Source organism: Dyella sp. (assembly GCF_035486915.1).
In the GTDB taxonomy this organism is placed as follows: domain Bacteria; phylum Pseudomonadota; class Gammaproteobacteria; order Xanthomonadales; family Rhodanobacteraceae; genus Dyella_B.
The window spans coordinates 1-20,365 of record NZ_DATHMR010000116.1 but is presented as its reverse complement, the minus strand read 5'-3'; the positions used below and the strand labels follow the sequence as shown (position 1 = coordinate 20,365).

The following is a 20,365-nucleotide window of genomic DNA, read 5'->3' as shown; positions in this document are numbered from 1 at the left end:
GTTGCAGCACACCGGCATCATGGATCGCGGCGCTCCCAGTCTGGTGATCACCGTGGTGCCGGACTCGGGTACCGATGCGCTGACGGGTCTTACCGGAACCATGACGATCCAGATCGAACAAGGCAAACACTCCTACGTCTTCGACTACGACTTGCCGGCATAAGTCACACAGTCTGAACGTCCAACGGCTTCACTACCGGATTTTCACCGGCACTTCGCGTCTGTGACGTGAGGATGGACGACGTTCTTCCTCAAGCCATCGTCACAAGGAGACAGTCATGGCGGCGAAGCCGTTTTTGACCGACATCGAGACTATCCGTAAACGCGCACGCGAGCACATCGATCAGGGTGCCATCACGCCCGGTTACAAGGCCGATCGCAAAGTCGTGATCAAGCTTTTGAATGAAGCGCTCGCCACCGAGATCGTGTGCGTGCTGCGCTATAAGCGGCATTACTACATGGCGAAGGGTATTCATGCGAAAAGCGTCGCAGCGGAATTTCTGGAGCATGCCAATGAAGAGCAAGGGCATGCCGACCTGATCGCCGAGCGCATCACACAGCTCGATGGCGCACCGAACTTCAATCCCGAAGGTTTGCTCTCACGCAGTCATGCCGACTACGTGGAGGGCGACGATCTGGTCGACATGATCAAGGAGGATCTCGTCGCCGAGCGCATCGCCATCGACAGCTATCGAGAGATTGTGGATTACCTCGGCACCAACGATTCGACGACGCGTCGTCTGATGGAAGGGATTCTGGCGATGGAGGAAGAGCATGCCGAGGATCTGTCCACGTTGCTCGATGAGCTCGGCAAGAAAGGCGAGCCCGCCAAACCCGCGCCGGCGAAATCCAAGCGCAAGTAGTCAATGACGTAAGGGCTTGCTCTCCGTGTCATGACTCACGGAGAGCAGGTTTTGTGATCACCAACCCGACACGACCAACTTGCCAATGGTTGCGCCCGATTCCAATCGGCGATGCGCTTCGCGCATGTTTTTGGCGTTGATGGGGCTGAGCGATTCGCGTTGAATGCTGCGCAATTCTCCGCTGTCGATCAGCGACGCCACGCGCGCCAAGATGCGCCCCTGTTCACCCATGTCCGGCGTTTTAAAGCGCGGGCGCGCAAACATCATTTCCCAGTGAATGCCAATGCATTTCGCCTTGTAGGGATCGCCGATATGGAGTGGCATGCTCGGTTCGACGATCAGGCCGACGTGGCTTTCAGGTGCAAGCAGTTCGCCCAAAACGTCCCAATAGCGCGAGGTATCGGCGAGATTCAAGGCCGCATCAACCTGAGCGAAACCCAGCGCGGACAACTGTGGCGCAAGCGGCTGACGATGATCGATGACATGCTGCGCACCCATCGCACGACACCATGCCTGCGTTTCCGGTCGCGATGCGGTGGCGATCACGGTGAAGCCAGCGCGTCGCGCCAATTGAATCGCAATCGATCCGACGCCGCCCGCGCCCGCAATGATCAGGAGCGATTTGCCCTCGCCGCCGTGTTCGCTGTCGTAGGGCATGCGCTGAAACAGCAGTTCCCATGCGGTGATCGCCGTCAACGGCAATGCCGCCGATTCCGCCGCGCTGAGCTTGCGCGGACGATGCGCCACGATTCGTGCGTCCACGGCCTGATATTGTGCATTGCTTCCCCCGCGTGTGATGTCGCCCGCGTAATACACCTCATCGCCCGCTTTGAATTCTTTGACGGATGCGCCAACCGCTTCGACGACACCGGCCGCGTCGTAACCAAGCACGCGCGGTTGCGTTTCCGCCTGCGGCTTCGGCGAGCGCACCTTGGTGTCCACCGGATTGACCGATACGGCTTCGACACGCACCAGCAGATCGTGCTCACCGATCTCCGGTTTGGGGAGTTCCACATCCATCAGCGATTGCGGGTCGTCGATGGGCAGATATCGTGTTAGTGCAACAGCTTTCATGGTGATGTCTCCTGAATCTCTCGTCTCTGATAATCGAGCACATGTGAAGCAAATGGATAGTCGGTGACGCGCCAATTACGCCTGCGCATCAGGACAAATGTGTGCCGGCAAACCTAGCGCGCCGTTCTCGCGCTGGCGTGCCCACAACGCCATCAACAAACCGAAAAACGTGACGAACGCGGCGACCCATGTTAGTGCGCCAAGACCCGGCCCATGCGCTACAACGACGCCACCCAACCATGCTCCCAGCGCGTTGCCGAGATTGAACGCGCCGATATTCAAGCTCGATGCCAGGCTTTGTGCATCGTTGGCCTTGTGCAACACCCAAAGTTGCAGCGGCGGTACCGTAGCGAATGCAGCGATTCCCAGCAGTCCGACAAACGCAACGGTCAGCCACTTGCTATGCAACACGAATGTCATCACGAGCAGCACCGCGATTAATGCCATCAGCGTCGACAACAATGCCGGCATCAATTTTCTGTCAGCCAGTTTTCCGCCTAGCAAGTTACCGGCGATAAGGCCGACGCCAAAGACCAGCAGGATCGGCGACACGGCGCTTTCGGCAAAGCCGGTCACTTCCGTCAGCATGGGCTGGATGTAGGTGAAGACGGTAAATACGCCCGCAAATCCCAGCACCGTCATCAGCAAGCCAAGCAGGACCGATGGGTTGCTGATGGCGCGCACTTCCTCGCGCAGCGCAATACCTTTGCCGTTGTCATGACTGGCTGGCACCAGTACGGCAATCACGATCATCGCGATTACGCCAATTGCCGTCACAGCCCAGAACGTCGAACGCCAGCCAAAGTGCAAACCAAGCCACGCGCCCGCGGGTACGCCAAGCAGTGTGGCGATCGTAAGGCCTGTGAACATGATCGAGATCGCGGACGCTTTGCGGTCTGTCGGCACCAGGCTTGTCGCCACCACGGCGCCAACGCCGAAGAACGTACCGTGCGCCAACGCGGTGATGACGCGAGCCAATAGCAACACCGTGTAATTCGGCGCGAGCGCGCAGAACAAATTGCCGACGGTGAAGATGGCCATCAGCCCGATCAAAACCAGTTTGCGCGGCAAGCGGCCGGTCGCCACGGTCAAGATGGGCGCGCCGACGAAGACACCCAGCGCGTAACCGGAAATCAGCAGGCCGGCGGTGGCGATGCTCACTTTCAGGTCGGCAGCGACCTGCATCAACAAACCCATGATCACGAACTCGGTCGTGCCGATGCCGAAGGCACCGGCGGCCAGTGCGTAGAGCGCCAGGGGCATGCCGGGTCGGGAGGAGGGCGCGGTCATGAGTGGCTCCAGAAGGAAAGATGAGCCACAGCGTAGGCGCTTGCATCTTCTCCAAAAACCATCAATATGAGTAAGCAATTTCAATAAAATGTTGATAATCATGGACCGCGTCGGCGACCTCATCCTGTTCCTGCGGGTACTCGACCAGGGCTCCATCAGCGCCGCGGCGCGGAGCCTCGATCTTTCCGTGGCCGTCGCCAGCCAGCGTTTGAAGCGGCTGGAGCACGATCTGGGCGTGCGATTGCTGCATCGAACGACGCGCCGGCTTCACCCCACGCCCGAGGGCATCGCGCTCGCAGAACAAGGGCGAGCGCTGGTGGAGGATTTGGAGGCGCTGACCTCGGGGTTGCGTCAGGGTGCGACCGATGTCGTCGGTACCTTGCGGCTCACGGCCTCGGCATCGTTTGGCCGTCAATACGTGTCGCCGTTGCTGCCCGCATTCATGGCGCGCTATCCGCGTGTGCGATTGAGCGTCAATCTCACCGATCAGATGGTGGATATGGTGAGTGCGGGTTTCGATCTCGCCATTCGTATCGGCGCCTTGGACGATTCGCAATTGGTGGCGCGAAAGCTGGCTGTGAATCGACGCGTGCTGTGCGCATCGCCCGACTATTTGCGGCGCTTCGGTACGCCGCGCACGCCGGACGATCTGGCAAAGCATGAGTGCGTCGTCCTTGCTGGCAGTCAGGGGCGGCAGGACATGTGGCGACTGCATGACGCCGAGGGAAAACTGCATACGGTGCGAGTGAGCGGACGGCTGGAATCGACGCTCGGCGAGCTTTTGCGCGATGCCGCGCTGGCCGGGCTTGGTATCGCGCAGCACTCGACGTGGCACGTCTGGGACGACTTGCGTAGCGGGCGGTTGAAGGTCGTGCTGCCGGATTATTCGATTGCCGACACGGGGATCTATGCCGTCATGCCGCAGCGGCGGTTGGTGCCGTTGCGCGTGAAGGCGTTTGTGGACTTCTTGGCCGAGCAGTTTGGCGACACGCCGCCTTGGGAGCACGGTTTGACGATCGTTCAATAAGAAGCGGCCGATTTAGCAAGTCCATATCGCCAGCTGATGAGCGGCTTGTCCAACGTGCAGGTTCCGGTCCCAACATGCGCCACACCACGCTCCCTCCCTGCTTCGCAGGGGGAGGAGCGGAGGGCGCGCCATCATGGTCTGCAGCGATGCTGTTGAGGCATGCATTTCGTCAGGCGTTCCCATTGCCTCCGAATGGCCACGGTTTTGGCCGATGGCGATCCAAGACGGCGCTTAGGATGCTTCGACTGAGCGCAACGCATGCCGCTCAATTCACCTGTCACGGAGCGATACCTTGAATCGTCGAAATCTACTGAAGGGCGCATTGATCGGCGCCTCCGCATTGGTACTCAACCCCGTTGCCGCGTTCGCCGCCGAAACGAACGACGTGAGAGAAAGACTGGCTGCGCTGGAACGCAAGCATGGGGGGCGATTGGGGGTGGCGCTGCTGGATACGGGCAGTGGACATCGCGTGGGATATCGCGCGGACGAACGCTTCATGATGTGCAGCACGTTCAAACTGCTGTTGGTCGCCGCGACGCTTGCGCGCGTGGATCGCGGTGCGGATCAATTGGATCGGCACCTGATCTTCGGCAAGGATGCCGTGCTCTCCTACGCGCCGGTCACCAGCCAGCATGTGGGTCCGCCGGGCATGAGCATCGCGGAACTATGCAAGGCGGCCATCACCCTAAGCGACAACACTGCGGCGAATGTTCTGTTGGCGAATCTGGGTGGTCCCTCCGCCGTGACGGCGTATGCGCGGCAGCTCGGCGACACCATGACAAGGCTCGATCGCATCGAACCGGAACTCAATCGCCCGAGTCCCGATCACGTGAGCGACACGACCACCCCAGCGTCGATGTTGAACAACTTGAATACGCTGGTGTTGGGAAATGTGCTCAGCGACGCCTCGCGCAAACAGCTTACGGAATGGTTACGCGAGACCACCACCGGCAAGACCCGCCTGCAAGCCGGGCTGGCTGCAGGGTGGATAACAGGCGATAAAACGGGAAGCGGTTATGACGCAACGAACGATGTCGCCATCGTGTGGCCGCCGCAGCGCAAGCCGTTGCTGGTATCGGCCTATTACTCGGCGGAGCATCTGGACGACGATGCCCGTAGTGCCGTGCTGGCCGAGGTGGGGCGCGTTGTGGCATCGATATAGCGACAACGCTGCAGTAAAGGCGGCAGCACCAATGCAACGTTCGGGCCGGTTATAAAACATCGCCAAATAAAAACGGCGCGTCTTCCTCGGAAGGCGCGCCGTTTGGCCATCCAAATGGCGGATCAGCCTTTGTGCGTCTTATGGCGTTCGATGCCAGCCCGAATTTCGGCCTTGGCTTCTTCCGCGCCAACCCAGCCTTCGATTTTCACCCATTTGCCTTTTTCGAGATCCTTGTAGTGCTCGAAGAAGTGGCCGATGCGCTCCAGCCAATGCGGTGACACGCCTTTGATGTCGTTGATGTGCGAGTAGCCCGGGAAGATCTTCGAGGATGGAATCACGAGCAGTTTTTCGTCGCTCCCTGCTTCATCCGTCATGTGCAGCATGCCAACCGGATGGCAGCGGATCACCGAGCCCGGGATCAGCGGCAGCGGCAGGATCACCAGCGCGTCCAGCGGATCGCCATCGCCACCCAGGGTGCCCGGCACGTAACCGTAGTTGCAGGGGTAGCGCATGGGGGTGGAGAGAATGCGATCGACGAAGATCGCGCCACTTTCCTTGTCCACCTCGTATTTGACCGGTTCCGCATCCTTCGGAATCTCGATGACGACGTTGATTTCATTCGGCACGTCGCGGCCGGCGCTAACCATATCCAGACCCATGGGGCACTCCTTACATCTATCCAAAGCGGGGAAAGCCACTCAGGATACGGCAATCCTTGCCGCGGCGCACCATGGGGCACGGCGTTCGGATGTCAAAGCGCCAATAAATTCGTGACCGCCACGGTCGACTGCATGCCTTGGGTACCGGCGTAAGCGGCAATCGCGTTGACACCGAAGCGACGCCCGAACGGCGCCCAGTCACATCGGCTAAAAGTGCATCAATGCAACTCGAAGTGATCCAGACATTGCCCGAATAGTTGCGCCGCTTCGCGCAGATCGGGCACGGACAGGCCGCAGTAGCCCAGAAGCAGCCCCTGCCTGTCCGGCGTATTCAAATAGAGCGGGCCCATCGGGTGAAGGCCCAGGCCACGTTCGTGCGCATAATCGACCAATGCCTGGCAACGAACCGCATCGTAGCCGGTCAGCCACACCGTAAGATGCATGCCCGAGGGTGTATCGCATATCGTCACACGGTCTCGCGCGTGCTCCTTCAGGCCAGCGATCAGCGTTTCGCGACGCGCCTTCAATTCCTTGCGCGCCAGCCGCAGGTGCCGTTCGAAACCACCGTATTCCATGAAGTGCGCCAGTGCCGCTTGTTCGATGGCCGGGCAGGCAATGTCATTGAGATATTTTGCGTTGATGAAATCCATGCGAAGCGCGGCAGGCAGCACCATGTAACCCAGGCGTAAACCGCCAAACATCACTTTGGAAAAGGTCCCGACGTAGATCACGCGATCCAGTTCGTCCAGTGCGCGCAACGCTGCCAGCGGATGCGCGTCGTAGCGAAACTCGCCATCGTAATCGTCTTCCAGAATCCAGCACTGATGTTGCTCGGCGTATTGCAGCAATTGCTGCCGTCGTTGCATGGAGAGCACGGCACCGGTTGGGAATTGGTGTGAGGGAGTCACGACGATCAGTCGTGGCGAATCCTGCGGCAGTTCGCTGCAGATGATACCTTCATCGTCGACACGCACCGGCACCAGGTCCGCACCATGAGCCACCAGCGCCTGATGCGCGCTGAAATAGTGCGGCTCTTCCAGCACCACCCGATCGCCTTCATTCACCAGCACGCGGGCGGTGAGATCGATCGCCTGCTGTGTGCCACTGACGATCACGACATCGTCCGGTTGAATCTGTATGCCGCGCCGGCGAGCGAGGTAGTCGCAGGTTTGCTTACGCAGAGCTAACAATCCGGCGACTTCGCTGATGTTAAGGCGCGTGTAGGCAGCCGCACGCGTCAACTCGCGTCCCCAGGAATTGTTGAGCGCGGGATTCAAGATCGGATTGCCATATTGCATGTCGTAACGCAGTCCGCGATGAAGGCGCGCGATATCCCAGTTGCGCACTTCACGGGCGCGCTGTGCGTAACGTGAAGGCGCTGCAATAGTGGTGTCGGTGTGATGGGTGATCGGCTTGGCGTTGAGATCGCTCACATAACTGCCCGAACCGACGCGACCATCGATAAAGCCTTCCGCGCGTAGCTGCTCGTACGCGGCCAGAACGGTGGTGCGTGAAAGCTCCAGCTCCTCTGCCAACTCGCGCGTAGGCGGCAATTGCGTGCCCACGGCGATGCGTCCGTCCCGAATGGCGAGCTTCAGGGCACGCGTCAGTTGGTCATAAAGCGGCCCGTGGCCGTCGAGTTCCAGGTACACCCTATCCCTCCAGGACGCCAACGCTCCAATTGGTACTAGAAAATATCGGCAAATTGGCTATGGAGGGAATGTGCCAGGATACCTAGTCTGAACTTGTCGCAGGCTCCAGACACGACTGACACCCTTCCCCAGAGGCCCCCAGTCACCCGGCGACGTCTCCCTTGTGTCCCCACCCGCGGAGTGGTTCTCTCTCACGACCACTCCGCGGGTTTCTCTGCGAGACGTGCAGGCACGATCAGGCCAGCTCTCGCGTGTTTCCCCTTACGTTTGGAAGGTTGCCGATGTCGACACCGCATATCGATTCGCACGCATGGCATGGTTCGGGGCCTATGAATCGATACGTCTTGTCCGCCATTGCCATCGTCTTTTTACTGGCAACGGGCGATCTGATCTTTGCGTGCACCTACTGGCATGTGACCTACGACGTGCCGCCATCGCGGCTGATCCAGAACATCGCATCCGGACTGCTAGGCAAGCGCGCCTTTGCGGGTGGCGAAAACACCGTGCTGCTCGGCGTGGTTCTTCAATATTTCATGATCGCGCTGATGGTCGGCACGTATTACGTGGTAAGCCGTCGCATCAACGCGTTGAATGCAAAACCATGGGTATGGGGCCCTTTGTACGGACTCGTTCTCTACGTGACGATGAATCACGTCGTGGTGCCGTTATCGGCAGCGCCAAAGGGACCGGTGATTGCGAGCTGGATCATCCTGAGCATCGTCGTGCATCTGGTGATCGGAGTGACGGTGGCGTTGGGTGCGCGCTGGGCTGCGAACAAACCGTAGCGCTGTGCATCTAGCTTTGAGATGGGCCCTGAAACGGCCGCTCACGCAGCCACTTGGTCGCAATCCATTTCTCGCCCTTCGTCACCGGAAGACCCGCGTGCAACGACGTGGTGTCGCCCGTGTCGTACGCAAAATAGACGGCTGATCCGCGCAGCGCCGTCACGGTCAAGCCAATTTCCGGGAAGGCCGTGGCGCCACCGCCATCGGGTGTATTGAGATACATGACCAGGCTGGCGATGCGCTGGCCACCTTTGGCGGTGATGGCCGCAAAGCCGGGTTGTTCGGGATCGAACCAGTCGTAGTGCGGCTCGTATTGTTGTCCGGGGAGGTAATGCAGTATCTGCAAGCCCTCACCGTGATCGACGGGGATGCTCAGCATTGTCGCGATGCGCGCTTCGATGCGTTTGATCAGCGGCGATTCGCCCATGCCGAAGAACATGCCTTCGCTCGTGCGTCGTGCATCGATCTGTTGCTTGCCGCCGCTGTCCACGGTCATGGCGCGTTGCAGGCGCGGTTTGGCCTGTTCGATCAGCACTTCGCATTCGTCGGCGGAAAGAAAATCGTCGAGCACGCGAACGATCGGTCTTTCAATGCAGGTGGAGATATTGAAGGTGCGCCCGTCAATCGTCATGCGCGGTGGTTCGGGATGACGTGTCCGGCGACCTTGCGCTTTCGGCGCCTGTGTGTGCGCATCGAGTGCGGAGACAGGCATGTTGAGCACGGTGGCGACGATGCTGCGGCTCTGCCGCGGGTCGTAGCCGGTTTCGTGCATCAGGCGCAGGACTTCGTCGACGCTATGGCCGGCGCGCGTGGTCGTGAGAATCCAATCGCGCAGTTCGGGGCGGATGGGGAGGTGCGATTTCATGGGCAAAGCATGCCACAGCGGCATGCTCGCGCGCCCGGTTTGGGCGTCCAGGCGCTGCGCGCGGCTGGACGCCCATCACGATTTTTACTGCAAGCGATCCCACAGGAAACTGTAGGTCAGCGCATGCATGTACGCCGCCTGCTTGTTGTCGGCACCCGCGCCGTGACCACCTTCGGTGTTCTCGTAGAACCACACGTTCTTGTAACCCATGGCTTCCATCTTGGCGGCCATCTTGCGCGCCTGCACAGGGCCGACGCGATCGTCGCTGGTGGTGGTGAAGAACAGCACTGGCGGATAGTTTACGCCCGCTTTCACGTTCTGATAGGGCGAGAAGGTCTTGATGAAGGCCCACTGCTTGGGGTCGTCCGGATCGCCGTATTCGGCAATCCACGACGCGCCCGCCGACAGATGCGTGTAGCGCTTCATGTCGAGCAAGGGCACTTCGCAAGCAATCGCGCCGAACAACTGCGGATAGAGCGTAAGCATGTTGCCCATCAACAGGCCGCCGTTGCTGCCGCCTTCCGCACCCAAATGCGCGGGCGAGGTGACACCACGCTTGACCAGATCCTGCGCGACGGCTGCGAAGTCTTCGTAAGCGCGAAGACGATTCGCCTGCAGCGCTGCCTGATGCCAATGTGGACCGTACTCGCCACCTCCGCGAATATTGGCGACGACATACACGCCGCCGCGATCAAGCCAGGAGCGGCCCACGCTGCCGCTGTAGTACGGCTGCAGGGACACTTCGAATCCGCCATAGCCGTAGAGCAGCGTGCGGTTCTTGCCATCGAGCTTGATGCCCTTCGGATCGATCTCGAAGTAGGGCACCTGGGTACCGTCGCGCGACGTGACGAAATGCTGGCTCACGACATATTTCGAAGCGTCGAAGAACGGTGGGCTGTGCTTGATCGTCGTTGCCTGCTCTTTGCCCAACACACCGCGTTCGAGCGATGAGGGGGTCAGGAAGCCGGTGACGCTGAGCCAGTATTCGTCGGTGTTGTCCGGATCGGTATCGACGACTTCCACGGTGCTGAATTGCGGCGCGCCGGGCATGGCTTCATTCGCCCAGGTGCCGTCGGCCTTGGGCGTCAGCACATCGAGGCGGCTCTTCACGTCGTCCATCACATTGAGAATCAGGTGATGACGTGTCCATACAAAGCTGGACAGTGCCGTGTGCTGGTCCGGTGTGAACAGCGTCGTGAACTGGCGCTTGCCCGCCATGAAGTCGTCGTATTTGATCGCGATCAATGCGCCGGAAGGATACGTGGCACCACCGACCGTCCATGCATCGCGCAACTGCACGAGCAGCCATTCGCGATGCGCATCGGCGCTGGCGACATCTTCCGGCACATCCACGTGAATCAGCTTGCCTTCTTTGAGCTGATACATGTCACTGTGGAAGAAGTCGTGCGCAACCGTGATGAAGTCACGCTCGAAACCGGGCGTGCGATCGTGATACGCAGAGACAGCGAGATCTGTGTCCTTGCCCTCATAGACCGTGGTGGCCGACGTCAGCGGCGTACCGCGTGTCCACACTTTCGCAATGCGCGGATAGCTGGACTTCGTCATCGACCCCGGACCGAAATCGGTGCCGACGTAGACGTGGTTGTCGTCAATCCATGCCGCCTGCGTCTTGGCGATGGGAACAAAGAAGCCGTCTTTGACGAAGGACTTGCTGGGAATGTCGAACTCGCGCACTTCAACGGCGTCGCCGCCACCAGCCGAGAGGTTCACAAGACATTTGGTGTACGCGGGCTTCAAGCAATCGGCCCCTTTGAACACCCATTTTTTGCCCTCGGCTTTGTTCAGCGCATCGATATCCAGCAATACCTCCCATTGGGGGTCGGTCTTGCGGTATTGATCGAGCGTGGTGCGGCGCCAGATGCCGCGCGGATGCGCCTTGTCCTGCCAGAAGTTGTACAGGTGATCGCCCATGCGGCTCACGTACGGAATCTTCGCTTCCGAATCGAGTACTTCGAGGATGCGGTCGCGGGTGTGCGTAAATTCCGGCGTATCGGCGAACTGCTTTTGCGTGATGGCATTCTGGGCCTTGACCCAATCCATCGAGCGATCGCCGTGGATATCTTCCAGCCAGAGATAAGGATCGTCGCTGGCGGCGGTGCTGCCGGTGGCTGGTGCTGCGTCGTGGGCCTGAGTCATACCGCCCATTATGACGGCAAGCGCCAGGGCGAGACGGGCCGATGTCTTCAAGCTCATGCTTCCGCTCCGTGATGTGCGCGATCCCTCCGTCGCGCGGAACGTCCAGCATGCACGTTCGTGAAAAAAGTGCCAGTGAGGGAAGTCAGCAGGACGCTACCTGTGCCGTCATTTTTGGCGTGTCAGGCGCGGCCTTGCAGGATGCGGCTTGCCCGGAAGGGGTGTGGCGCGAGTTTTCGCGCCCTGGGCAGTGCGCGCGCCATGCGCTGGACCGCCTCGTCGATTTCCTTCTCGTCGAGATAGCTGAAACCAAGGCGTATGTGAGGCTGTTCGCGTTGCTGGAAGTCGTAGCGTCCGGCGCTGAAAAACTGCACACCTTCCTTGGCACCTTCATGGACCCAAGTCGGAAGATCGATGGAGTCATCCACGCGCGCCCATAAACCCATGCCGCCTTCGGGAACACGAAAGCGCAAAGCACTGCCCAGGTATTGTCTGAGCGCATCGACAAGCGCATCGCGCCGCGCGCCATACGCGCGCCGCATGCGACGCACATGGCGAAGCAGTTCGCCGTCTTCGAACAACTCGGCAATCGCGCTTTCCATGGCGACATCGCTGCGTGCATCGCTGGTGGCGCGCAGCGACGCCAACTGCGCGAATACCGCCGGCGGCGCCAGCACGAAACCGGTGCTGATACCGGGCGCTAGCAAGTTCGCGAGCGAGCCGATGTAAATCACATTTGCGCGTCCTGGGCCCGACGCAATCGGCAGAACGGGTTTGCCGGCGTAGTGAAACTCGTGATCGTAGTCGTCTTCGATGATGGCGAAGCCGTGCGTCAGCGCCAGCTGGGCTAGACGCGCGCGTCGCGGTTGCGACATCACGCTGGTGGTGGGAAATTGGTGGTGAGGCGTGAGAAACACCGCACGAATGCGCTGCTTGGACAGTAATGTTTCCAGTGCATCCACGTCGAGTCCATTTTCATCGAGCGGCACCGGCACGAGCGTGGCGCCCGTCAAGCTCAGCATGTTCCATGCTGGCGGATAACCGAATGCTTCCACCGCGACCACGTCGCCGGGTCGCAGCAGCATGCGCGCCACCAGATCGATGGCTTGTTCCAGACTTCGCGTCACCATCAAGCAGTCTGGCGTTGCGGGCAAGCCACGTGTGCTGCCAAGCATATTGGCGAGTTCTTCGCGCAAGCGGCGATGACCGCATGGGTCGGCATACCCGAGCAGTGAATGGCCGCGTTGCGCAATCGCGCGCCGGAATGCGCGCGTGAGTGCGGCGGCGGGAAACAGACGCGTATCGGGCAAACTGTTTCCGATGACCAGCGTGCCTGGCGCCGGGGCAACCACGGGTGACACGACGGAGGTAGGTGTTGCCAGTGCGTAGGTGGGTGTGTCGCCGGCGGGCGCAACGGTGTGCGGCACGGTGTGCATCGGTGCGGCGACGAACGTGCCGCCACCCACGCGAGTGCTAACCAGACCTTCGGCAGCGAGCTCTTCATAGCCGGCCACCACTGTATTGCGATTGATCGAAAGCTGCTCGGCAAGTTCGCGCGTTCCCGGCAGCGGTTCGCCGGTTTTTAGCCGTCCGCAGCGAATGTCATGGGCAATCGCATTGGCGAGCTGCAGAAAGATCGGCAGTCCGTGTTTGGGATCGAGCGCGATGGTCAATTCCCAGCGACGCATGGCCCGACTATAGCGCGGACCGGACTAGCGGGTATCGCAAAAGTGGCGCTTTTCCAGCTAGTCCAGAGTGACCAAGCTATATCTGTCCGTCCCCACGGCTGCAGGCCGTTACAACTGAGTGAAGGAGCATCCCATGCATCGGATCACGAGCGTGATGGTGGTGGCTGCGTGTTTCGCTAGCCAGATGGCAGTGCAGAATCAGGCGGCTGCATCGCAGTACCAGGTTCGCAATCTCGGCGCGCTGGGCGGCACGTCCAGCGGTGGCAGCAGCATCAACGATTTTGGATTTGTTAGCGGCGTCTCCAATCTTGCGGGCAATCAGAGTACGCACGCTACGGCGTGGCTGAATGGCGCGACGTTGGATTTGGGTACGTTAGGTGGCGCCAACAGCGCCGTCCTTTGGCCCGTCAAAAACGACTTTGGGGTGCTTGTCGGTGTCGCGGAGACGGCGCAGGTCGATCCACTGGGAGAAAACTGGAGCTGCTCGGCATTCTTTCCTACTGTGACTGGACACGTCTGCCTCGGTTTCGTGTGGCGATGGGGACACATGCAAGCGTTGCCGACCCTGGGTGGCAACAATGGATTTGCCACAGGCGCGAACGATGTCGGGCTGATCGTCGGATGGGCGGAAAATACGGTGCGCGATCCCACGTGCACGCCGGGTTCCACACAGGTGCTGCAATTCAAACCGGTGGTGTGGGGACCGGGCGACAGCGACATTCACGCGTTACCGTTGATCGGTACCGATACGTCCGGCGCAGCGACTGCGATCAACAACAGCGGTCAGATTGTCGGCATTTCCGGTATTTGCGATCAGGCTGTCGGTCGCTTCACGGCGATCCACGCTGTGATGTGGCAGGGCAATACGGTGACCAATCTCGGCAGTCTCGGCGTACCTGCGTGGAACACACCCATGGCGATCAATCAGCGCGGCACCGTGGTGGGGTTCGCGAATGCACCGGGTGGTGGAGACCCCGGTAATTTCAACGTGCATGCGTTTATCTGGACGCCGTTTACAGGCATGCGCGATCTGGGCACGTTGCCTGGCGATACGACCAGTCAAGCGCTTGGCATCAATGACGAAGGTCTTGTCGTAGGCGAATCGTGCGGTGCGAACGGTTGCCGGGCAGTCCTATGGCAGAACGGCACGATCGTCGATATGAATACGCTGGTAGTGCCCGGTTTTACCGATCACCTGGCGTATGCAAATGACATCAACGATGCCGGGCAGATCACGGGACAGTCGGTGAATGCGGCGTCCGGTGTCAGCTACACCTTTATCGCCACGCCCGAAATCCACTGACGTTGAATGCGTCAAAACAACAACCTCGCCCGGTTCGCCGGGCGAGGTTGTTGCGTCTTATCAGAGCAGAGGAATCAACAGCAGTGCCACGATGTTGATGATCTTGATCAACGGATTGACGGCAGGACCTGCAGTGTCCTTGTAAGGATCGCCCACGGTATCGCCCGTAACAGCTGCTTTGTGCGCGTCGGAACCCTTGCCGCCGAAGTTGCCATCTTCGATGTACTTCTTGGCGTTGTCCCATGCGCCGCCGCCGGTGGTCATCGAGATAGCCACGAACAAACCGGTGACGATGGTGCCGATCAGCAAGCCACCCAGTGCAACCGGGCCAAGCACGAAACCGACGATGATCGGGATGAGGATCGGCAACAGCGACGGCACCAGCATTTCGTTGATCGCGGACTTGGTCAGCATGTCCACTGCGCGCGAGTAATCCGGTTTCGCGGTGCCCTGCATGATGCCCGGGATGTCGCGGAACTGGCGGCGTACTTCTTCCACCACCGCGCCGGCAGCACGACCCACCGCTTCCATCGCCATGGCACCGAAGAGGTATGGAATCATGCCGCCGATCAGCAGGCCGACGATGACGAGCGGCTGCGAAAGATCGAACGTGTACACCTTGCCGGGATGATCGATCGCCAGGCGATGCGTGTAGTCGGCGAACAGCACCAGCGCCGCCAGACCTGCCGAACCGATGGCGTAACCCTTCGTCACCGCCTTGGTCGTGTTGCCGACAGCATCGAGCGGATCGGTAACGCCGCGCACTTCCGGCGGCAGTTCCGCCATTTCGGCGATACCGCCTGCGTTGTCGGTGATGGGGCCATATGCGTCGAGCGCGACCACCATGCCAGTCATCGACAACATGGCTGTTGCCGCAGTGGCGATGCCATACAAACCTGCCAGTGCATAAGCGCCCCAGATGGCTGCGCAAACGGCAATCACAGGAAGCGCCGTCGATTTCATCGAAACGCCAAGGCCGGCAATGATGTTGGTGGCATGGCCGGTGGTCGAGGACTTCGCAACGTGGCGCACGGGCGCATATTCGGTGGCCGTGTAGTACTCCGTGATCACCACGATGATGCCGGTCAGCGCCAGACCGATCAGCGCGCTGCCATACAAGTGCGTGAAGCCCAGACTCGTATCGCCCATCAGTGTCTTGGTGATCGGCCAGAATGCAGCGGCGGCCAGCAGCGCAGAAATCCATACGCCTTTATAGAGCGCACTCATGATCTTGGCGCCCGCACCTGCGCGCACGAAGAACGTGCCGATGACCGAAGCGATAATCGACGCGCCGCCGAGCATCAAAGGATAAAGCACGGCATTGGGCCCAACCGTGTCACCCAATACGCCACCCAGCAACATGCTGGCAATCAACGTCACCGCGTAGGTTTCGAACAAGTCGGCCGCCATGCCTGCGCAGTCGCCCACGTTGTCGCCCACGTTGTCGGCGATAACGGCGGGATTGCGCGGATCGTCTTCCGGAATGCCGGCTTCCACCTTGCCCACGAGGTCGGCGCCCACATCGGCACCTTTGGTGAAGATGCCGCCGCCCAGTCGCGCGAAGATCGAAATCAATGAAGAACCGAACGCCAGACCCACCATCGCATGCAGCGCGTGGTCGGTGTCGTAACCGAAATGCGTCAACACACCGTAATAACCCGCGACGCCGAGCAGAGCCAGGCCCACCACGAGCATGCCGGTAATCGCGCCGCCGCGGAATGCGACATTCAGTGCGGCAGAGAGACCGCTGCGTGCGGCCTCGGCCGTGCGCACGTTCGCGCGGACCGACACATTCATGCCGATGTAACCCGTGGCGCCCGACAGCACCGCACCGATCGCAAAACCTATCGCTGTACCCCAGTCCAGCACGAATCCGATGATGATCAGCAACACGACGCCCACCACTGCGATGGTGCGGTATTGCCGGTTCAAATAGGCGCGAGCGCCCTCCTGAATGGCTGAAGCAATTTGCTGCATACGTTCGTTGCCTGGCGACTTCGCCAACACCCAACGCACTGAAAACGCTCCATACAAAATCGCCACGACCGCGCAAGCCAACGCGATCCACAAGCCGTACTGCTGCAGCATCGGTGCCTCCCCATCAGTTGTGAGTCATCACGCCGGGTACCACAAGCACCCGGTGCTTGTTACCTATTGCAGGTGTTCGGAGAGTATAGGCAGACATATGCACATTCTGTGTTGTGCAACGCAGCGGTTTGGCCGAGGCGTCGCCGAGCGGCGACTTCGGGGTGTAGCAGATAGGTATCGCTGCGGCGGATCGACGCACGTATGGCTGCAATCGATCTCCGATAGCCTGGGTCCGCCGATCTATCCTTAGGCTGAAAACGCCGGCAACTTGCGTTTCACCGCTGTATTTTTGAGCTGCACATATTTGGGCAACCCATCTTTTCCATAAGGCAACGGTGCTTCACCCTGGATCAGCGGAGAGAGATAACGCCTCGCCGCTGCAGTGATGCCGAATCCGTCTTTGGTGAGAAAGTTGTTCGGCATCTTCTTTTCGTGATTGGCGATTTTTTCCAGCGGCGCGGATTCGATCTTCCAGCGGTAAGGCGAATCGGATGTGCGCACGATCACCGGCATCACCGCATTCATGCCGCCCAGCGCGTAATCTACCGCCGCTTTACCCACGGCATACGCCTGCTCTGCATCGGTCTTGGACGCCATGTGACGTGCCGAGCGCTGCAGGTAGTCGGGCAGCGCCCAGTGGTATTTGAAACCGAGTTTTTCCTTGACGAGCGCCGCAAGCACCGGTGCGACGCCACCCAGTTGCGTGTGGCCGAAGGAGTCGCGCGTGCCTGCGTCGGCGAGGAATTGGCCTTCGGCATTGCGAATACCTTCCGAGGCGACCACCGTGCACCAGCCCACGCGTTCGACCGTTGCCTTCACCTTGTCGATAAAGGCTTTCTCGTCGAATACGCGTTCGGGGAAAAGAATGATGTGTGGCGCGGCATCGGGGCCTTCGCCAGCAAGTCCTGCCGCCGCAGCAATCCATCCGGCATGACGGCCCATCACTTCGAGGATGAAGACCTTCGTCGACGTGTCGGCCATCGACGCAACGTCCAGGCTCGCTTCGAGTGTGGACACGGCGGTGTACTTCGCGACCGAACCGAAACCCGGGCAGCAGTCGGTGACAACCAGATCGTTATCCACGGTTTTGGGTACGCCGATGCAGCGAATGTCGTAGCCCAACGCTTTGCCGATCTGCGAAATCTTGAGCGCGGTATCGGCCGAGTCGTTGCCGCCGTTGTAGAGGAACCAGCGGATGTCATGGGCGCGCAGCACGTCGATCAGGCGTTCGTACTCGGCGCGATTGGCGTCGATCGATTTTAGCTTGTAGCGACACGAACCAAACGCACCGCCCGGGGTATGGCGCAGGGCTTCGATGGCCGCCGTGGTTTCCTTGCTTGTATCGATCAAATCCTCGCGCAGCGCACCCAATATGCCGTTGCGAGCCGCATAGACTTTGATGCCCTGCTTGCGGGCGTTCTGGATCACGCCGGCGGCCGTTGCGTTGATGACGGCGGTCACCCCTCCGGACTGAGCGTAGAGCATGCGGCCGGTAGCAGGGCGGGCTTTGGACTTCATAGGTACTCTCCGGGCAATGTAAGAACGCATGTGACAACCGGACCTCAATCACGTATCGCATGCATATCAGAGACTTGGCGGCGATTTGGGCCATTTGCGGTTTGACGGCACCCCCCGCAGACGTTACCTTGACCGCATCATTTAAGAGAATCCGTGAAACTGCCGCAGTGTGCGTCAGAACGCGGGTCTTGTGGAGTTCTATGCGACTTGTCCTCCTAGGTGCGCCCGGTTCGGGCAAAGGTACCCAGGCTGCCCGGCTGAAAGCCGATCTTGGCGTGCCGCACATTTCTACCGGCGACATGTTGCGCGCGGCGGTGAAAGCGGGCACTCCACTAGGCGTGCAGGCCAAAGCCGTGATGGATGCGGGCCAACTGGTCTCCGACGATCTTCTGCTGGGCATGCTCGAAGAACGTCTGGCACAACCGGACGCGAAAGCCGGTTTCATCCTCGATGGCTATCCGCGCAACCTTGCGCAGGCCGATGCACTGGATCATCTGTTGACCAAGATCGGTCAGCCGCTCGATGCCGTAGTGAAGCTGGACGTGCCCAACGAGGTGATCATCGGCCGTTGCGAGATTCGCTTCGCTGCGGAACATCGCAAAGACGACGATCCGGCCGTGGTGCGCGATCGCCTGAAGGTCTACGCCGAACAAACGGCACCCGTCGCCGATTTCTACGCTCGCCGCGGCAAGCTGCAAGTGGTCGACGGGGTCGGTGAGCTGGATGAGATCACGGCGCGCGTGAAACGCGCGCTGTCCAACGAAACGGCAGCCGCCAGCGGCTGATCGAACGGGCCGCGCAAGCGGCCCGTTTGCCTTAGGCGCCACGCGCCACGACATACGCAAACAGGTCAATCATGCGTCTGCACATCCTCGGCATTTGCGGCACCTTCATGGGCGGCGTCGCTGCATTGGCGCGCGAGCTCGGCGAAATCGTCGAAGGTTCCGACGCCAACGTATATCCGCCAATGAGCACCCAGCTCGAAGCGCTGGGCATCGAACTGATGCAAGGCTACAAAGCCGAGTACTTGCAGCCTGCGCCGGATCTGGTCGTTGTCGGCAATGCAATGGTGCGCGGCAATCCCGCTGTGGAGTACATGCTGGATCAGCAACTGCGCTACATCTCCGGACCGCAATGGCTGGGCGAGCGATTGCTGGTTGATCGTGAAGTGCTTGCCGTCGCAGGCACTCACGGCAAGACCACGACGACAAGCTTGCTCGCGCATCTGTTGGAGAGTGCAGGTTTGGCGCCAGGTTTCCTTATTGGTGGTGTACCTGGCAACTTCGGCATTTCGGCGCGGCTGGGGCAGGGCAAACCATTTGTCATCGAGGCTGACGAATACGACAGCGCGTTCTTCGACAAGCGTTCCAAATTCGTGCACTACCGCCCGCGCATCGCGATTCTCAACAATCTCGAATACGACCACGCGGATATTTTTCCCGATGTCGCGGCGATTCAACGGCAGTTCCATCACCTCGTACGCACGGTACCGGGCAATGGCCGTTTGATTGTCAATGCACACGACGGCTATCTCGCCGAAGTACTGGCGATGGGTTGCTGGACGCCAGTGGAAACCTTCGGTATCGGCAAGGGCGATTGGCAGGCGAGTTTGAGCAGCGCGGATGGTTCTGTTTTCAGCGTAACGTACAAAGGCGAGGCGATCGGCGAAGTGCGCTGGCCATTGCTCGGCGATCACAGTGTGATGAATGCGCTGGCCGCACTCGCTGCCGCAACCGCAGCAGGTGCCAATCCGCGCGCGTTGCTTTCCGCGTTCAGCACGTTCGAAAGCGTCAAGCGGCGCATGGAACTGGTGGGTGATGTCGAAGGTGTACAGGTGTACGACGATTTCGCACATCATCCCACTGCCATCGCCACCACCCTGGCTGGCCTGCGCGCGAAGGTCGGCAAAGCGCGCATCCTCGTTGCATTGGAGCCGCGTTCCAATTCGATGCGGCTGGGTGCGCATGCGGATGGTCTCGCGCCATCGCTTTCCGATGCCGATGCGGTTGTATTCTTGCATCGTTCGGAATTACCGTGGGATGCCAAACGCGTCACCGATGCATTGCATGGTCGCGCGACAACCGCACCTACAGTGGATGATTTGCTGGCGTCACTAAAGTCGCAAGCGCGCGCCGGCGACCATGTCGTGTTCATGTCGAACGGCGGTTTCGAGAATGCGCCACGCCGTTTTGTCGCAGCGCTCTCCGGTTCCTGAAGCGGTTTAATTAGCCAATCGG

The 20,365-nt window shown here is 60.2% G+C and carries 17 protein-coding genes; 8 read left to right on the top strand and 9 right to left on the bottom strand.

The window, feature by feature from the left end:
* The first annotated feature begins 1 nt into the window (after position 1).
* Together VK725_RS09210 and VK725_RS09205 are read left to right on the top strand one after the other, a co-directional pair.
* A complete protein-coding gene (locus VK725_RS09210) occupies positions 2–163 on the top strand; it encodes a DUF3224 domain-containing protein (RefSeq protein WP_325317764.1) in 162 nt (53 codons plus the stop codon).
* A gap of 115 nt (positions 164–278) precedes the next feature.
* Complete coding sequence (locus VK725_RS09205; protein ID WP_325317761.1) at positions 279–863, top strand: ferritin-like domain-containing protein; 585 nt, start codon at positions 279–281, stop codon at positions 861–863.
* Between the two features lie 57 nt (positions 864–920).
* Here the strand turns inward: VK725_RS09205 and VK725_RS09200 are convergent, their stop codons facing one another.
* Positions 921–1,937, bottom strand: a complete 1,017-nt coding sequence (locus VK725_RS09200) for a zinc-binding alcohol dehydrogenase family protein (RefSeq protein ID WP_325317760.1) — start codon at positions 1,935–1,937, stop codon at positions 921–923.
* A 75-nt stretch (positions 1,938–2,012) separates the two neighbouring features.
* Entirely contained in the window at positions 2,013–3,239 is a 1,227-nt protein-coding gene (locus VK725_RS09195) for an MFS transporter (protein WP_325317763.1), read from the bottom strand.
* An 88-nt stretch (positions 3,240–3,327) separates the two neighbouring features.
* Here VK725_RS09195 and VK725_RS09190 point away from each other — a divergent pair, with 88 nt between their 5' ends.
* Complete coding sequence (locus VK725_RS09190) at positions 3,328–4,254, top strand: LysR family transcriptional regulator (protein WP_325317759.1); 927 nt, start codon at positions 3,328–3,330, stop codon at positions 4,252–4,254.
* A gap of 292 nt (positions 4,255–4,546) precedes the next feature.
* A complete protein-coding gene (gene bla, locus VK725_RS09185) occupies positions 4,547–5,416 on the top strand; it encodes a class A beta-lactamase (protein WP_325317758.1) in 870 nt (289 codons plus the stop codon).
* Between the two features lie 122 nt (positions 5,417–5,538).
* Here bla and ppa read toward each other — a convergent pair whose 3' ends face one another.
* A complete protein-coding gene (ppa, locus tag VK725_RS09180; protein WP_325317757.1) occupies positions 5,539–6,075 on the bottom strand; it encodes an inorganic diphosphatase in 537 nt (178 codons plus the stop codon).
* A gap of 218 nt (positions 6,076–6,293) precedes the next feature.
* On the bottom strand, positions 6,294–7,727 hold the full coding sequence (locus tag VK725_RS09175; RefSeq protein WP_325317756.1) for a PLP-dependent aminotransferase family protein: 1,434 nt from the start codon (positions 7,725–7,727) through the stop codon (positions 6,294–6,296).
* Between the two features lie 329 nt (positions 7,728–8,056).
* Between VK725_RS09175 and VK725_RS09170 the strand changes: the two genes are divergently transcribed.
* Positions 8,057–8,512 (top strand): hypothetical protein, encoded by a 456-nt coding sequence (locus VK725_RS09170; protein WP_325317755.1) that lies wholly within the window; start codon positions 8,057–8,059, stop codon positions 8,510–8,512.
* A gap of 10 nt (positions 8,513–8,522) precedes the next feature.
* On the opposite strand, the gene VK725_RS09165 is transcribed toward VK725_RS09170, so the two are convergent.
* From VK725_RS09165 to VK725_RS09155, 3 genes are all read right to left on the bottom strand, one after another.
* Positions 8,523–9,377 (bottom strand): 2OG-Fe(II) oxygenase, encoded by an 855-nt coding sequence (locus VK725_RS09165; RefSeq protein ID WP_325317754.1) that lies wholly within the window; start codon positions 9,375–9,377, stop codon positions 8,523–8,525.
* Between the two features lie 84 nt (positions 9,378–9,461).
* Complete coding sequence (locus VK725_RS09160) at positions 9,462–11,585, bottom strand: prolyl oligopeptidase family serine peptidase (RefSeq protein WP_414648476.1); 2,124 nt, start codon at positions 11,583–11,585, stop codon at positions 9,462–9,464.
* Positions 11,586–11,713: 128 nt separating this feature from the next.
* Positions 11,714–13,219, bottom strand: coding sequence for a PLP-dependent aminotransferase family protein (locus tag VK725_RS09155; protein WP_325317753.1), 1,506 nt, complete (start codon positions 13,217–13,219; stop codon positions 11,714–11,716).
* Between the two features lie 133 nt (positions 13,220–13,352).
* On the opposite strand from VK725_RS09155, the gene VK725_RS09150 reads away from it, so the two are divergent.
* A complete protein-coding gene (locus VK725_RS09150) occupies positions 13,353–14,522 on the top strand; it encodes a hypothetical protein (protein WP_325317752.1) in 1,170 nt (389 codons plus the stop codon).
* 60 nt (positions 14,523–14,582) lie between these two features.
* On the opposite strand, the gene VK725_RS09145 is transcribed toward VK725_RS09150, so the two are convergent.
* Both VK725_RS09145 and VK725_RS09140 read right to left on the bottom strand, forming a co-directional pair.
* A complete protein-coding gene (locus tag VK725_RS09145) occupies positions 14,583–16,610 on the bottom strand; it encodes a sodium-translocating pyrophosphatase (RefSeq protein WP_325317751.1) in 2,028 nt (675 codons plus the stop codon).
* A gap of 246 nt (positions 16,611–16,856) precedes the next feature.
* Positions 16,857–18,128, bottom strand: coding sequence for a 6-phosphofructokinase (locus tag VK725_RS09140; protein WP_325317750.1), 1,272 nt, complete (start codon positions 18,126–18,128; stop codon positions 16,857–16,859).
* Positions 18,129–18,328: 200 nt separating this feature from the next.
* Here VK725_RS09140 and VK725_RS09135 point away from each other — a divergent pair, with 200 nt between their 5' ends.
* Positions 18,329–18,913, top strand: coding sequence for an adenylate kinase (locus tag VK725_RS09135; protein WP_325317749.1), 585 nt, complete (start codon positions 18,329–18,331; stop codon positions 18,911–18,913).
* Between the two features lie 71 nt (positions 18,914–18,984).
* Positions 18,985–20,343, top strand: coding sequence for a UDP-N-acetylmuramate:L-alanyl-gamma-D-glutamyl-meso-diaminopimelate ligase (mpl, locus tag VK725_RS09130; protein WP_325317748.1), 1,359 nt, complete (start codon positions 18,985–18,987; stop codon positions 20,341–20,343).
* The last annotated feature ends 22 nt before the right edge of the window (positions 20,344–20,365 follow it).

Bases quoted from the DNA above. Each gene is read 5' to 3' on its own strand.
- VK725_RS09190 (WP_325317759.1), top strand. From the start codon at position 3,328: ATGGACCGCGTCGGCGACCTCATCCTGTTCCTGCGGGTACTCGACCAG.
- mpl (WP_325317748.1), top strand. From the start codon at position 18,985: ATGCGTCTGCACATCCTCGGCATTTGCGGCACCTTCATGGGCGGCGTC.
- VK725_RS09165 (WP_325317754.1), bottom strand. From the start codon at position 9,377: ATGAAATCGCACCTCCCCATCCGCCCCGAACTGCGCGATTGGATTCTC.
- VK725_RS09205 (WP_325317761.1), top strand. From the start codon at position 279: ATGGCGGCGAAGCCGTTTTTGACCGACATCGAGACTATCCGTAAACGC.
- ppa (WP_325317757.1), bottom strand. From the start codon at position 6,075: ATGGGTCTGGATATGGTTAGCGCCGGCCGCGACGTGCCGAATGAAATC.
- VK725_RS09140 (WP_325317750.1), bottom strand. From the start codon at position 18,128: ATGAAGTCCAAAGCCCGCCCTGCTACCGGCCGCATGCTCTACGCTCAG.
- VK725_RS09155 (WP_325317753.1), bottom strand. From the start codon at position 13,219: ATGCGTCGCTGGGAATTGACCATCGCGCTCGATCCCAAACACGGACTG.
- VK725_RS09145 (WP_325317751.1), bottom strand. From the start codon at position 16,610: ATGCTGCAGCAGTACGGCTTGTGGATCGCGTTGGCTTGCGCGGTCGTG.
- VK725_RS09170 (WP_325317755.1), top strand. From the start codon at position 8,057: ATGAATCGATACGTCTTGTCCGCCATTGCCATCGTCTTTTTACTGGCA.
- VK725_RS09150 (WP_325317752.1), top strand. From the start codon at position 13,353: ATGCATCGGATCACGAGCGTGATGGTGGTGGCTGCGTGTTTCGCTAGC.
- VK725_RS09200 (WP_325317760.1), bottom strand. From the start codon at position 1,937: ATGAAAGCTGTTGCACTAACACGATATCTGCCCATCGACGACCCGCAA.
- VK725_RS09135 (WP_325317749.1), top strand. From the start codon at position 18,329: ATGCGACTTGTCCTCCTAGGTGCGCCCGGTTCGGGCAAAGGTACCCAG.